This window comes from Arthrobacter oryzae (assembly GCF_030718995.1).
GTDB lineage: Bacteria > Actinomycetota > Actinomycetes > Actinomycetales > Micrococcaceae > Arthrobacter > Arthrobacter oryzae_C.
This window is the reverse complement of sequence record NZ_CP132204.1, coordinates 1,582,537-1,594,394: the sequence shown is the minus strand read 5'-3', so window position 1 is coordinate 1,594,394 and position 11,858 is coordinate 1,582,537. Positions and strand designations below refer to the sequence as shown.

At 65.3% G+C, this 11,858-nt stretch carries 13 protein-coding genes; 5 read left to right on the top strand and 8 right to left on the bottom strand.

Annotated features, from left to right (window positions below; all coding sequences use genetic code 11):
- Positions 1-15: 15 nt before the first annotated feature.
- From Q8Z05_RS07345 to Q8Z05_RS07325, 5 genes are all read right to left on the bottom strand, one after another.
- Positions 16-1,836 carry an ABC transporter permease gene (locus Q8Z05_RS07345; RefSeq protein WP_305942817.1) on the bottom strand — a complete coding sequence of 607 codons (1,821 nt, stop codon included), beginning with the start codon at positions 1,834-1,836 and terminating at the stop codon, positions 16-18.
- On the bottom strand, positions 1,833-2,975 hold the full coding sequence (locus tag Q8Z05_RS07340; RefSeq protein WP_305942816.1) for an ABC transporter ATP-binding protein: 1,143 nt from the start codon (positions 2,973-2,975) through the stop codon (positions 1,833-1,835). The genes Q8Z05_RS07345 and Q8Z05_RS07340 overlap by 4 nt, the downstream gene beginning before the upstream one ends.
- Positions 2,976-3,024: 49 nt before the next feature.
- Positions 3,025-4,086 carry an extracellular solute-binding protein gene (locus tag Q8Z05_RS07335; RefSeq protein WP_371745971.1) on the bottom strand — a complete coding sequence of 354 codons (1,062 nt, stop codon included), beginning with the start codon at positions 4,084-4,086 and terminating at the stop codon, positions 3,025-3,027.
- Positions 4,087-4,301: 215 nt separating this feature from the next.
- Positions 4,302-4,736: an acyl-CoA thioesterase gene (locus tag Q8Z05_RS07330; RefSeq protein ID WP_305942814.1), complete on the bottom strand. Its 435-nt coding sequence runs from the start codon at positions 4,734-4,736 to the stop codon at positions 4,302-4,304.
- Between the two features lie 126 nt (positions 4,737-4,862).
- The gene (locus Q8Z05_RS07325) at positions 4,863-5,366 is read right to left on the bottom strand and encodes a GNAT family N-acetyltransferase (protein ID WP_305942813.1); all 504 of its coding nucleotides are present in this window, start codon (positions 5,364-5,366) and stop codon (positions 4,863-4,865) included.
- Positions 5,367-5,520: 154 nt separating this feature from the next.
- Between Q8Z05_RS07325 and Q8Z05_RS07320 the strand changes: the two genes are divergently transcribed.
- The 3 genes from Q8Z05_RS07320 (at position 5,521) to Q8Z05_RS07310 (ending at position 7,349) form a co-directional block, all read left to right on the top strand.
- A complete protein-coding gene (locus Q8Z05_RS07320; protein ID WP_305942812.1) occupies positions 5,521-6,069 on the top strand; it encodes a MarR family winged helix-turn-helix transcriptional regulator in 549 nt (182 codons plus the stop codon).
- An 84-nt stretch (positions 6,070-6,153) separates the two neighbouring features.
- Positions 6,154-6,465, top strand: coding sequence for a hypothetical protein (locus Q8Z05_RS07315; RefSeq protein WP_305942811.1), 312 nt, complete (start codon positions 6,154-6,156; stop codon positions 6,463-6,465).
- A complete protein-coding gene (locus Q8Z05_RS07310) occupies positions 6,462-7,349 on the top strand; it encodes a serine/threonine-protein kinase (RefSeq protein ID WP_305942810.1) in 888 nt (295 codons plus the stop codon). Before Q8Z05_RS07315 ends, Q8Z05_RS07310 begins: the two co-directional genes overlap by 4 nt.
- On the opposite strand, the gene Q8Z05_RS07305 is transcribed toward Q8Z05_RS07310, so the two are convergent.
- The gene (locus tag Q8Z05_RS07305) at positions 7,346-8,017 is read right to left on the bottom strand and encodes a histidine phosphatase family protein (RefSeq protein WP_305942809.1); all 672 of its coding nucleotides are present in this window, start codon (positions 8,015-8,017) and stop codon (positions 7,346-7,348) included. The two genes, Q8Z05_RS07310 and Q8Z05_RS07305, sit on opposite strands and share 4 nt — an antisense overlap.
- Positions 8,014-9,456, bottom strand: coding sequence for an adenylosuccinate lyase (gene purB, locus Q8Z05_RS07300; RefSeq protein ID WP_305942808.1), 1,443 nt, complete (start codon positions 9,454-9,456; stop codon positions 8,014-8,016). The genes Q8Z05_RS07305 and purB overlap by 4 nt, the downstream gene beginning before the upstream one ends.
- Before the next feature lie 205 nt (positions 9,457-9,661).
- On the opposite strand from purB, the gene Q8Z05_RS07295 reads away from it, so the two are divergent.
- Entirely contained in the window at positions 9,662-9,967 is a 306-nt protein-coding gene (locus tag Q8Z05_RS07295) for a hypothetical protein (RefSeq protein ID WP_305942807.1), read from the top strand.
- Positions 9,967-11,391, top strand: coding sequence for a hypothetical protein (locus Q8Z05_RS07290; protein WP_305942806.1), 1,425 nt, complete (start codon positions 9,967-9,969; stop codon positions 11,389-11,391). The genes Q8Z05_RS07295 and Q8Z05_RS07290 overlap by 1 nt, the downstream gene beginning before the upstream one ends.
- A gap of 5 nt (positions 11,392-11,396) precedes the next feature.
- Here the strand turns inward: Q8Z05_RS07290 and Q8Z05_RS07285 are convergent, their stop codons facing one another.
- Positions 11,397-11,822 carry a phage holin family protein gene (locus Q8Z05_RS07285; RefSeq protein WP_305942805.1) on the bottom strand — a complete coding sequence of 142 codons (426 nt, stop codon included), beginning with the start codon at positions 11,820-11,822 and terminating at the stop codon, positions 11,397-11,399.
- Positions 11,823-11,858 lie beyond the last annotated feature (36 nt).

The window sequence follows — 11,858 nt, the reverse complement described above, 5'->3', positions numbered from 1 at the left end:
AAAGTCTGCGGATAATCAGCGGACGGTGGCGGCGGGCTGCCTGGTGTCGTCACCGCCGGCAGCATCGGCGGGGAGCGCCCGGGCGGCGACTTGCGCAGCAGGGGGCCCGGCCGGAAGGCGCTTCCGTCCCGTTCCGATCCGCCGGGACCGCCCGTACACGAGATACATGGTGACGCCGGTGATGACCATCAGCAGCACGGTGTAGACGAAGGTATTTGCCACGCCGTCCACGCCCTCTGCGCCGTCCGTGTTGGCCTTGATGACGAGGCCGAGCGGCTGGACCAAGGGGTGCGCCAGGAAAATGGCGGTGTCGTAGTCGTCCAGCATGCTGTTGAAGTTCAGGGCGGCGATGGCCGCTGCGGCGGGAAGGACCAAGGGGAGCAGGATGCGCCGGAACACATAGATGGTCCTGGCCCCCATGATGGTTGCCGCCTCCTCCAGGGAGGAATTGACCGAAGCGAAGGAGGCCTTCAGCATCCTGAGCGTAAACGGGATCTTCACCGTGACAAATGCGATCAGGAGGATGACGGTGGTCCCGGTCAGGACGGCACCGCCCACCAGCGGGTTCGGGTGGTCGTAGCTGATGATCAGCCCCAGTGCCAGCAAAGCCGACGGCAGGATCCAGGGGATGTGCAGCAGGTACTCGAACGTTGCTGTCACCCAGTTTTTGTGCTTCTGCAGGATCCGTGCCACAAAGAGCAGGCCGCCGACGGCGATGACCGCAGCAAGTGCGCTGTAGATGATGCTGATGACAAAAGGCCTCAGGCCCGAGGGCTGGGCCAGTACACGCACGTAGTTGTCCAGCGTGAGGCTGCCCGGTGAGAGCTGGCCCGTCTGGATGGCGGCGCCGTCGGCGAAGGAAAACAGCACAATCAGGACTACCGGCAGCGTGTACACCGCGAACAGCAGGTACGCGGCGGCGTGGATGGCGATATTGGCTGCCGGGTTGGTGATCTTCTGCTTCTGCAGCGCGGAGGAAACCTTGGATACGGAGAAGTACGTCCCGCCCTTTTCCAGGCGCGACATCACCGCGAGCATCAGGATCGTGGCTACGCCCAGGATGACGGCCAGCAGCGCCGCCAGGTCACGGGACGTGGGGCTGTTCGTAAACGTGAGGATCATCGGGGTGATGGTCTGGAAGTCGCGGCCGCCGAGGACCTGCGGCGCGCTGAGCGCCCCCAGGCCGGTCAGGAAGGACAGGATGGTGACGGCAAAAAGCGTGGGCTTGAGCATGGGCAGCACGATGCGGCGAAGGATGGTCCAGGTGGAGGCGCCGAGGTTTCTGGCAGCTTCGATGGTCTGGTAATCGACGCCTTTGAGGGCGTTCGCGACGAAGAGCATGTGGTTGGTGGTGGTGGCGAACGTCATGACCGCCAACACGGCGAAGAATCCGGAAAACCAGCCGGGGTCCATGCCGGGAAATACGTTCAGCAGGAAGACAGTGACGATTCCCTTGTCGCCGTAGATGAACTTGTAGCCCGCCGCCAGCACAATGCCGCCATAGATGAAAGTGGTGGCGTAGCCCAGGAACAGGATCCTGGAACCGCGGATCTTGAAGTAGTGGGTGACCAGGACGATGAAGATTCCCACCACGTTCACCGTGATGGACAGTGCCACAGCCAGCAGGAAGCTGTTGCCCAGCGACTTCATGGCGCGCTGGGAGGAAAGGAGCTTCTCCGCCGCCCGGCCCGAAAAGCTTCCGTCGGGGAAGAAGGTTTCGATCAGCACGTTCGCGTTGGGCCAGACGAGGAAGGCTGCGATGAACCATGTCAGGACCGTTCCCACGATGATGATGAACGGGGAACGAAGCATGCTCCTGGCCGGGGTGCCGCTCATCGGAGGGCCGCCGCCTGGTCCTGCGCTGCCTGGTCCTGCGCTGCCTGGTCCTGCGCTGCAAGACTCGCGCCCGTGTCGGGGCGGTACTGCAGCACATGGTCCGGCTGCACGTACACGGTGGTCTGCGCACCCGCTTCGGGGTGCACCCCGCCGTCTTCCTTGACCAGCAGCCGGATCTCTGCGCCGTGGCTCTGCACCACATAGCGGCTGTGGAGGCCGTGATAGGTGCGGGACACCACCCTGCCGGGAAGCCCGACGGCGGTGCCGCCGGCTGCTGTACCGCCGTCTAATGTGCCGCCGGCTGCTTTACCGCCGGTTGCAGGTGGCGTCAGTGATGCTTTTTCCACCCGCAGGTAGGAATTGGCGGCCGTGCTGAGCCCCGCGCCGGAAAGCCGGTTCACTTCGCTAACGAATTCCGCGGTCAGCGTGGAACTATCGCCGATGAAATTGCACACGAATTCCGTGGCTGCATGGTCGTAAATCTCCTGCGGAGTGCCCACCTGCTCCACTACGCCCTTGTTGAAGACGGCCACGCGGTCACTCATGGCCAGGGCTTCGTCCTGGTCGTGGGTCACGTAAACGGTGGTGATGCCGAATTCGCTCTGCAGATCCTTGAGCTGCTGCCGGAGCTGGTGCCGCAGCTTGGCATCGAGATTGGACAAAGGCTCGTCCAGCAGCAGGATCTTGGGCCGGAGGACCAGTGCGCGGGCAACTGCCACCCGCTGCTGCTGGCCGCCCGAAAGCTCCGCCACGTTCTTGTCCAGCTGTTCGTCGCTGAGCTCCACCCGGTGCGCAATGTCGCGCACCAGGCGGTCGCTCTCGGCGGACTTCTCCTTCCGGACGCGCAGCCCGAAGGCGATGTTTTCCCGGACGCTCATGCTGGGGAACAGGGCGTAGTTCTGGAACACCATCCCCACCTGGCGCTTGTCGCTGGGCAGGCGCGTGACGTTCCTGCCGTCCACATGGACCGTTCCCGCCGACGGCTCGATGAATCCGGCCAGGGTCCGAAGCGCCGTCGTTTTGCCGCAGCCGGACGGGCCCAGCAGGGTGAAGAATTCACCCGGCCGGACGTGGAGGTCCAAGTGCGGGATGGCAATGAAATCGCCGAAGGAAACTTCGATGTTGTCCAAGCGGATCATGGGGAGCCTGTCTGGTGTGGCGGTTGAAGCAGGGAGGGCAGGGCAGGGCTCAGGTCATGTACTCGAGCTCGATCTTCTCCACCCAGGAGCCCATGTTTTCCTGGACGAAGTCCCAGTCGATGTCCTGCTGCTTGAGCCCGTCGAAGAATGCGACCACTTCCGGTTTGGCCTTGGCGGCCGCGCTCTTGTTCACGGGCATTGAATTGAACTGCTGCGCCCATTCACCCTGGACGTCGGCGCTGCCGAACCAGTCGATGAACTTCAGGGCCTGTTCCTTCTTGTCCGTTCCCTTCACCAGGGCCACCTGCTCCACTGCAAGCGGCACACCCACGGACGGCATCACTGTTTCAACGTTCACCTTGAAGGACTTCTCGCGTTCGGCCACGATCGAAGACGGCATCTGCCCCATGTCCACTTCCCCTGACGCGATGCGGGCAAAGAGATCGGTTTTCGCGACGGCCGGGCTGCCGTTCTGGAAGTACTGCTCCACCTGCTTCCAGCCTTCGTCCGAGATGCCAAGCTCCCCGGAGTCGTCCTTGTAGCGGGAGAGGATGCCCGCAAAGACCAGTTGCGCCGTGGCGGTGCCGAGCCCCGTGACCCGCTCATAACGGGTCTTGAATTCGTCCTTGGCCCACAGGTCGGTCCAGTCCTTCGGGGCCTGGTCCGGTGTGAATTTGTCCGAGTTGTAGCCGAGCAGGATGGCCTGCTTGACCAGCGGCCAGTAGGCCTTGTCGTCGCCGCTGTCTGCCAGTGACGCGTCGACCTCGCCGGCCCAGGCCGGTTCATAGGCCTCGATGGCATCGGCTGCCTTAACCTGCGCGAAGTACATGTTGTTGAGGCCGAAGGCGACGTCGGCGATTGGGTTGTTCTTCTCGGCGATCAGCTTGTTGGTCGCGTCGGCCCCGCCGGCGCCCACAATCTCAATCTTGAAGCCGGCTTCCGCGGCCTTCTTCGTCAGCCACTCCCCGCGGCCTTCACCATTGGAGTTGGTGTAAACGACCAGCGTGTCGCCGGATGCCCCGCCGGCGGACGGAGTTGCCGACGTTCCGGGTGCTGCGGCGCCGGCACCGCAGCCGGCCAGGAGGGTGACGGCGACGGCGGCGGCAATCATGGTTTTGAGTTTGTGCACGATTGAGACTCATTTCTGAACTGGAACCGGAGCATTGTCCGGCAAGCCTATAGCGGCTCATGCCGATTAGGGCCGTTTATAGCTATCGATTCGATAAACTACTCGGCCTCGGCGTTCGAGTCTTGTCGGGGCTCCCTAACGGGGTGTGCCCGCGGCTTTAACGTGCGATGAACTTCCAGCGTCCCCGCAGTGCGCCCTCAGTCCTGTTCCAGGGTCTCTGTCAGGTGGTGCGTGGGGATGCGGTCGCGGTCGTAGGTGATTTCGGTGTAGCCGTGGGGTTCCGGCTTGCCGTGCGGGTTGAGGTTCACGAACACGATTTCCTCAATGGTGAGGATGCTCTGCCGGGTGATCATGTTCCGTACTTCGGCGCGCATCGTCAGGGATGTCCGGCCGAACCGCGTGGCGGTCAGCCCCATCTCGATCAGGTCGCCCTGCACCGCGGAGCTGACGAAGTTGATCTCGGAAATGTATTTGGTGACGGCCCGGCCGTTGCCGAGTTGCAGGATGGCGTAGATGGCCGCTTCCTCGTCGATCCACTTCAGCAGGCTCCCGCCGAACAGCGTGCCGTTCGCGTTGAGGTCTTCAGGCCGCACCCATTTGCGGGTCCGGAAAGTGATGTCTGCCGATTCCATAGTGCGAGATTAGCCGACGGCGGCCCGGCTGCCGCAGTGTGACGACGACGACGGCGGCAGGCGGCTGCCGCCGTCGTCCGGCCTGATTGCCGCTGCGCCGGAGCTGGCGGGCCGCCAGCGGCCGCCTCAGGCCATTGCGGTGTGCGCGGCGCTGTGTGAGTCGATCTTCTTGGCGTAGCAGTACGAGTGCTCAACCCCGATGTAGGGCCCGAAGTTGGGCACTTCATCGAAGCCGCAGCTTTGATAGAAGTTCCTGCCGTCCGGCTGGGCCGAGCCCGCCTCTGCGGTGATCGAGGTGACGCCCATGCCGTAGGCGTGCGCCTCCAGCGCAGCGAGGATGGAGCTCGCAACGCCCGAGCCCCGAGTGTAGGGGAGGACGTACAGCCGCTTGATCTCCGCCGTCTTCGAGTCCAGCATCCGCAGCCCGCCGCAGCCCACCGGCTGGCCGGAGCTCTTCTCGTAGGCCACCAGGAACACGGCGGTGTCCACTTCCGACGGCGGCGGTCCGGGTTCGTGGTCTTTCGTGCCGAAGCGGGCATCCAGTTCCGCCTGCTGGGCTGCGCGCAGATCGGCGCCCACGGGGTTGGCCCACGTGACCTGCCTGATGTTGAGACGGGGGTTGGTCTGCATCACTGCCTCGATTCGCCGAAGGGTTATGCAAAACAAGCCTATGAGGGGGCCGTTTCCGCGGTGTTTCCTGCGCGTAAGCGTCCGGAGAACAGGACGCCACAACCTCCGTCAGGTAGGAAGCCAGCCTAGCTATCAGATCGGCTAGGATAATTCAATGGCTTTGAACAGCAGTGCCGGGTCCGGCTATTGGTACGGCGCCGACGGGCAGTTCGACCATGGCGCGGCCGTCCTGCAGGCCCTCCGCGAATACCGCCATGCCGAAGTGGCGACCAGGCGTTCCACCAGGGACTCAATGGGCATGGGGGAGACGGACATCCTCGCCCTGCGCTACCTGTTGCGTGCGCGGGCGTCCAACCGGTCCGTCGTTCCCAAGGACCTCAGCCTGTTCCTGGGCATCACCAGCGCCTCCACGACCTCCCTGATTGACCGCCTGGTGGGCAGCGGCCACGTCCGGCGCGAGCCCCACCCCACGGACAGGCGATCGCTCATTGTTGTTCCCACTGTGGAATCCGACACCGAAGTCCGCGCAACCCTGGGGGATATGCACCGCCGGATGATGGCCGTCGCGGAAGAGCTCACAGTCGAAGAGGCCGGCGTCGTCATCGCATTTCTCCAGCGCATGCGCGAGGCGATTGAGCCGCACCCTGATTCCCCGCCGGCGCAACTCTCTTCCGACCCGGCTAAGCAGGGCCCAGCTAAGTAGTTAGACAAACTAGTTATCTAGACTACTTATATGTATGCTTACTATCAGGTTGTCCCGATGGTTGGCATAAGGAGTTGCGTTCACTTGGTCGCGTTTACCGGGTTTGACGGGCCGGACCAGCGGACCGGGCCTGCGGTCCCGCAGTCCGGCTCCCGGCTGGAGTACGGCCGCTTCTCCAATGGGACCGCCCCGGCGGGCTATCCGCCCGAACATTGCGGCGTTCCCATGGAGTGGTCCACGCCTGCTGCCCGGACCATGGCCGCCTATTCCTACGATGCCGGCGAAACCCTGGCTGACCTGCCGGACGTGTGGCGGTGCTCTTGCGGGTTCCAGCTGGACTCCTGGGTCAACATGGCGCCTGCCGCCGGCGTCCTGGCCGATATCAGCCGATCGTGACGGGGACGGACGCACGTCAGTCCCGCGAGATCCGGGATGAATCTTCGGACGCGCGTTATCTCCTCAACGAACGCATCGGCATCGGCGCCACCGCCGAGGTGTACCGCGGCACCGACCTGCGGGACGGCCGTCCTGTCGCCATCAAAGTGGCTGCACTCGCCGGGGACCGGCATCGGGAGCGGCTAGCCGCCGAGGCCGCACTGATGGCGGGCGTGCGGCACCCGGCACTCGTGCGGTTCGTTGATCAGGGAACTGCCGCGCGGGACTGCCCCTGGCCGGGCCGCGCCTTCCTTGTCCAGGAGCTTGTGTACGGAAGCAGCCTGGCGGAAAGGATCCGCTCAGGTCCCGCACCCGGAACTGAGGTCGCTCCGTGGGCAGTAGGGCTCCTGTCCGGACTGCGGCATCTCCATGCGCGCGGGATAGTGCACCGCGACATCAAGCCTGCAAACCTCCTGCTCAGCCACCTACGCAAATGCCCGGTCCGGATTGTCGACTTCGGCATAGCCGCGCCCGCGGGAACCAGACCGGAGCCGGGGACATCCTCCGGCACGGTGCAGTACATGAGTCCGGAGCAGGCAGGCGGCGGGGTAGTCCGGCCTGCGGATGACATCTATGCCCTGGGCCTGGTCCTCCTCGAATGCCTCACGGGAGCCAAAGCCTTTCCCGGGACTGCCATCGAGTCCCTCGTCGCAAGGACGCAGCGGAGCCCGGCCATACCCCGGCACCTTGGTGCACCTTGGGAATCGCTGCTGGCATCCATGACAGCCATGCACGCGGCCGACCGCCCGACGGCGCTGGAGGCCACGGCTGAGGCTGCCATGCTGCTGCAGCCGCCGCATCCGCTTCGCCGGCGCGTGGCCGCACGCTCGGGGAGCTACTGCTAGGCGGGCCTGCCCGTGGGGTCCCCGGCGCCCGGGTCGGCCAGGGCCAGCCCGCCCACCGGGCTGTCGTCCCAGTGGATGAGCTCCCAGCCGTCGTCCGGAGCGCCTTCCAGGGCAACAATGCCCGTGTTGTTGAGAACGTGTTTTGCGGCAAAGCCCGGTTCAATATTTCCTGCCCGCAGGCCAGCCCACACCCGGATGGCTGCACCGTGGCTGACCACGGCAACCGCCCCGGAGTCACCGATGCCGTTAGCCCGTTCGGCCACCATGGCGATCGCGGCGTCATAGCGGTCGACGAAGTCCCGTCCGGTCGGCCCCGCGGGCATCCGCCGGTCCAGATCGCCGTCTGCCCAGGAAAATATGGTGCCCAGGTAGCATTTGTGCGATTCGTGGTCGGTCAGTTTTTCGAGCGCTCCGGCCTCGATCTCGTGGATGCCCGGAATCACCTCGGTGTCCAGCCCGTGAAGTCGGGCAAGCGGCGCAGCGGTGATCTGGGTCCGGACCAGGGTGGAGGCGTACAGCGCGTGGATCCGCTCATTCGCTAACGCGCGGGACAGCGCCTCCGCCTGCTGCTCGCCGAGTTCGGTGAGTCCCGGCCCCGGGTGCGCGGTGTCCAGCTGGCCCAGGACGTTGCCGGGGGTCTGGCCGTGGCGGATGAGCAGGAGCCTCATTTGAGGTGGTCCACCAGCTGGTCCGCGATGCCCGTGTACTTGCCCGGAGTCAGGGCCAGCAGCCGGGCTTCGGCTTCTGCGGAGAGACCGAGGCTTTGGACGAATTCCTGCATCCGGGCGGCATCCACGCGCTGGCCCCGGGTCAGGTCCTTGAGGCGCTCGTAGGGGTTTTCCATCCCTTCGACGCCGGCAATCGCCTCGGCGCGCATCACCATCTGGATGGCCTCGCCCAGGACTTCCCAGTTCGTGTCCAGGTCCGCGGCCAGGACGTCTTCGGCCACGTCCAGGCGCTCCAGTCCCTTGGCCACGTTGGAAATGGCAAGGAGGGAGTGACCGAAGGCCACGCCGATGTTGCGCTGGCTGGAGGAGTCGGTGAGGTCGCGCTGCCAGCGGGAGGTCACCAGCGTGGAGCCCAGTACGTCCAGCAGGCCGGAGGAGATCTCCAGGTTGGCCTCGGCGTTTTCGAAGCGGATCGGGTTGACCTTGTGCGGCATCGTGGAGGATCCCGTGGCGCCGGCCACGGGGATCTGCGCGAAGTAGCCGATGGAGATGTAGCTCCAGATGTCGGTGCAGACGTTGTGCAGGATCCGGTTGAAACGGGCGACGTCGGCGTACAGTTCGGCCTGCCAGTCGTGGCTTTCGATCTGGGTGGTCAGCGGGTTCCAGGTCAGGTCCAGGCCCTCGACGAAGGACTTGGCCACGTGCTGCCAGTCGGCGCCGGGGACGGAAGCGACGTGGGCGGCGTAGGTGCCGGTGGCGCCGTTGATCTTGCCCAGGTATTCGGTCTTGGCGATCCGGTCCAGCTGGCGGGTCAGGCGGTGCGCGATGACGGCCAGTTCCTTGCCCAGCGTGGTGGGGGTGGCGGGCTGGCCGTGCGTGCGGGACAGCATGGGAACCGCGCGGTTGTCCTCGGCCATTTTGCTGATCTGGGTCACCAGGGCACGGGCCGCGGGCAGCCACACGTCCTCCACAGCACCCTTAACGCCGAGGGCGTAGGAAAGGTTGTTGATGTCCTCGGACGTGCAGCCGAAGTGGACCATGGCGGTGAGGTGCTCAATGCCGATGGCCGGGAGCCGGCGGCCGATGTAGTACTCCACGGCTTTGACATCGTGCACCGTCACGGCCTCGATGTCGGCCAGTTCGGTGACCGACGCGGCGTCGAATTCCGTGACGATGGCGCGGAGCTGGTCCTGCTGGTCCTGGGTCAGCGGACCGGCGCCGGGGAGCACGTTGTTGCTGGTCAGGTGGATGAGCCATTCAACTTCGACGGCCACGCGGTCGCGGTTGAGCGCCGCCTCGGACAGGTAGTCAACGAGGGGGGCGACGGCGGACTGGTAGCGGCCGTCCAGCGGGCCCAAGGCGATCTGGTCCGGTGACGCGGCAAGGGCCAGGCGTCCGGAGGGCGTGCGGGTATCGGCTGTGGCGGCAGTTTCAGGCATGTGCTGATTCTTTCACGAAGTCGCGCCGCCCCTTAAGTGCGGGGTCCGTGTGACTTTTCCTCCCCGGGGTGAAGGCTCCGGGCCTCGTTCGTTGTCCACATAGCCGACGACGCCAGTTCCGGCAGGCAGTCCCGCTACGTAGCGTCGTCATCATCGAACAGACACCAAGACAGACACCAAGACAGACACGGTCAGGAGATTTCGAATGAGCGGCAGTATCACCGCGGCAGATGCCAATGCGTGCGCCTCGCGGAGCTTCGAGGTTCAGCAGCTCGCCTGGCGGGTGGCCGCATTCGCCTACACCCTCGACACCTTGATGCTCAGGTTCGGCCGGGTTGAGCTGTCCGAGTGGCAGTCGCCTGCCGGCCAGGCCTACCGCACCGCCATCTCCATGCAGGCGGCCGCCCTGGGGCGCGCGCGGGAGCGACTCATGGCGGCCTCCGACGCTGTGCTTCGCCATTCACAGCAGGTTCCTGTCTCATCCCAGCGGACTCCAGGGGGAGGTTACTGATGGCCGAGGCCACCCCCTCCGGAAGCGGCGGACCGCTGGGGCCCCTGGAACTGGCAACCGAAGGCACCATGCGGATCCGTGGCGGAGTGGGCGGTATACGCTTCCAGCTGGAGGAACTCATGGCGGGTGTGGCCGAGCTGGACGGCATGGCCGACGAACTCGCCACCATCGAGGTCGGAGTGCGGCGGATTTGGGAAGAGCTGTGTCCCTACCAGTACGAGCCGCGGCCCAGCGGGACCGCAGCACTGATAGCAGTGGGCGAAGGTTGCCAATCGGTACGTGCTGTCAGGGAAGCACTCCAGCGCCTCGGCGACCAGGTCCGCGCAAGCCACCGCGACTACGAAAGAGCGGAGTCCCTTTCGGTGGCAGGGTTCCGGCTCCCGCAGGACGGCTGGAACTTCCTGCCCTTGTTGTTCGTGGATCTTACCCGGGCAAACTACCCCAGCCGTGATGCAGCGGAGGCCCTCGCGCTGCCGGTGGCAATCGGGCTGCTGACCACCATGGCGAAGGAGGACCTTGCCCGGGCCATGGCCGCAGAGCTGGCCGCAGGGCGGTACATGTCAGCAACGGGTCCCGTCCTTCGCAGGTTGGCGGAGAACCATTTCCCCCAGTTGAAACCCAGGCCGGTCACTGCGGTAGAGGAACTGACGCGCGACGTCGACGTCGACACCTCCCCGGCGGGCCTGCTCGCCCGGCTCCGGGAGCTGGACGCGGACGGGCACGGAACAATCGAGGTGGTCCAGGTCGAGAACGGCGGGCGTAAGGCATTCATCGTCATTGTCCCCGGGACGCAGCCCACGGATCCGCCCGGCGGAGTGAACCCGCTGGATGAGGCCGGAATTGTGGAGGCACTGGGATATGGCTCGGAGCAGCTCAATGCCGCTGTTGCGTCCGCCTTGCGCCAGGCCGGGGCATCCAAGGGGGACCAGGTAGTGGCCGTCGGCTACAGCCAGGGCGGCGCGCATGCCATGAACCTCAGCAGCGACAAGGCGTTCCTCGCCGAATTCGACCTGAAATATGTACTGACGGCCGGTTCGCCGGTGGGCGGGATTACCCCGGCAGCCGGAATCACGTCCCTCCACCTTGAACACCGCCAGGACTGGGTCCCCGGCAGCGACGGTATTCCGAACGCGGACACCCGGGACAGGGTCACCGTCACGCTCACGGACAGGGTGGTCACCCCCGACGGAAAAGACCCCGGCCTCGGGCCTGGCCACAACCTGGAAAATTACGAGGCAGCGGCGAGAACGGTTGCCGCGAGCGGGGACCCGTCCCTGGTGGCCAACACGGCAGTCCTCGCCGGAGTGGTGGGTGTGGGCGGTGCCGCAACGGCGACCCGCTTTGCAGTGAACCGCGAAGCCCAGATTACGGCCGATCGCCAGCCCGGCCCGCCGCCGGGCGCGGCCCGATGGGTTGCACGCTAGCCACCCTACCGGCGGACGCCGGTAATTTTGCCGGCCACAAGGGAAACCACCGTGATGATGATTGCTGCCAGCACCGCGGTCCAGAAGAAGGAGTCAATGGTGAATTTGACCGGGGTGTAGCTGCTCAGCCAGGACGTCAGGTACAGCATCGCCGCATTGATGACGATGGTGAACAGCCCAAGCGTCAGGATGGTGATCGGCAGGGACAGCAGGCTGACAATCGGCCGCACCAGGGCGTTGACCAGCCCGAAGATCAGGCCGATGAACAGGTAGGCAAGAGCGATGCCCAGCGGGTCGGTTCCCTGTGTCACGCCACCCTGCGCAACGGCTTCGGTCGTTGCGGCGGTGGAGATATCCAGGCCCGGCAGGATCCAGCTCGCAATCCAGAGAGCCAGGCCGTTGATGAGGACCCGCACGATGAAAGAAAACATGGCCCCATGCTTTCACACGGGAGAGGAAAGCGGCAG

What these genes read in the sequence shown, in the direction of transcription:
- Q8Z05_RS07345 (WP_305942817.1), bottom strand. Translation starts at nt 1,836, where the DNA reads ATGAGCGGCACCCCGGCCAGGAGCATGCTTCGTTCCCCGTTCATCATC.
- Q8Z05_RS07340 (WP_305942816.1), bottom strand. Translation starts at nt 2,975, where the DNA reads ATGATCCGCTTGGACAACATCGAAGTTTCCTTCGGCGATTTCATTGCC.
- Q8Z05_RS07335 (WP_371745971.1), bottom strand. Translation starts at nt 4,086, where the DNA reads ATGATTGCCGCCGCCGTCGCCGTCACCCTCCTGGCCGGCTGCGGTGCC.
- Q8Z05_RS07330 (WP_305942814.1), bottom strand. Translation starts at nt 4,736, where the DNA reads ATGGAATCGGCAGACATCACTTTCCGGACCCGCAAATGGGTGCGGCCT.
- Q8Z05_RS07325 (WP_305942813.1), bottom strand. Translation starts at nt 5,366, where the DNA reads ATGCAGACCAACCCCCGTCTCAACATCAGGCAGGTCACGTGGGCCAAC.
- Q8Z05_RS07320 (WP_305942812.1), top strand. Translation starts at nt 5,521, where the DNA reads ATGGCTTTGAACAGCAGTGCCGGGTCCGGCTATTGGTACGGCGCCGAC.
- Q8Z05_RS07305 (WP_305942809.1), bottom strand. Translation starts at nt 8,017, where the DNA reads ATGAGGCTCCTGCTCATCCGCCACGGCCAGACCCCCGGCAACGTCCTG.
- purB (WP_305942808.1), bottom strand. Translation starts at nt 9,456, where the DNA reads ATGCCTGAAACTGCCGCCACAGCCGATACCCGCACGCCCTCCGGACGC.
- Q8Z05_RS07295 (WP_305942807.1), top strand. Translation starts at nt 9,662, where the DNA reads ATGAGCGGCAGTATCACCGCGGCAGATGCCAATGCGTGCGCCTCGCGG.
- Q8Z05_RS07290 (WP_305942806.1), top strand. Translation starts at nt 9,967, where the DNA reads ATGGCCGAGGCCACCCCCTCCGGAAGCGGCGGACCGCTGGGGCCCCTG.
- Q8Z05_RS07285 (WP_305942805.1), bottom strand. Translation starts at nt 11,822, where the DNA reads ATGTTTTCTTTCATCGTGCGGGTCCTCATCAACGGCCTGGCTCTCTGG.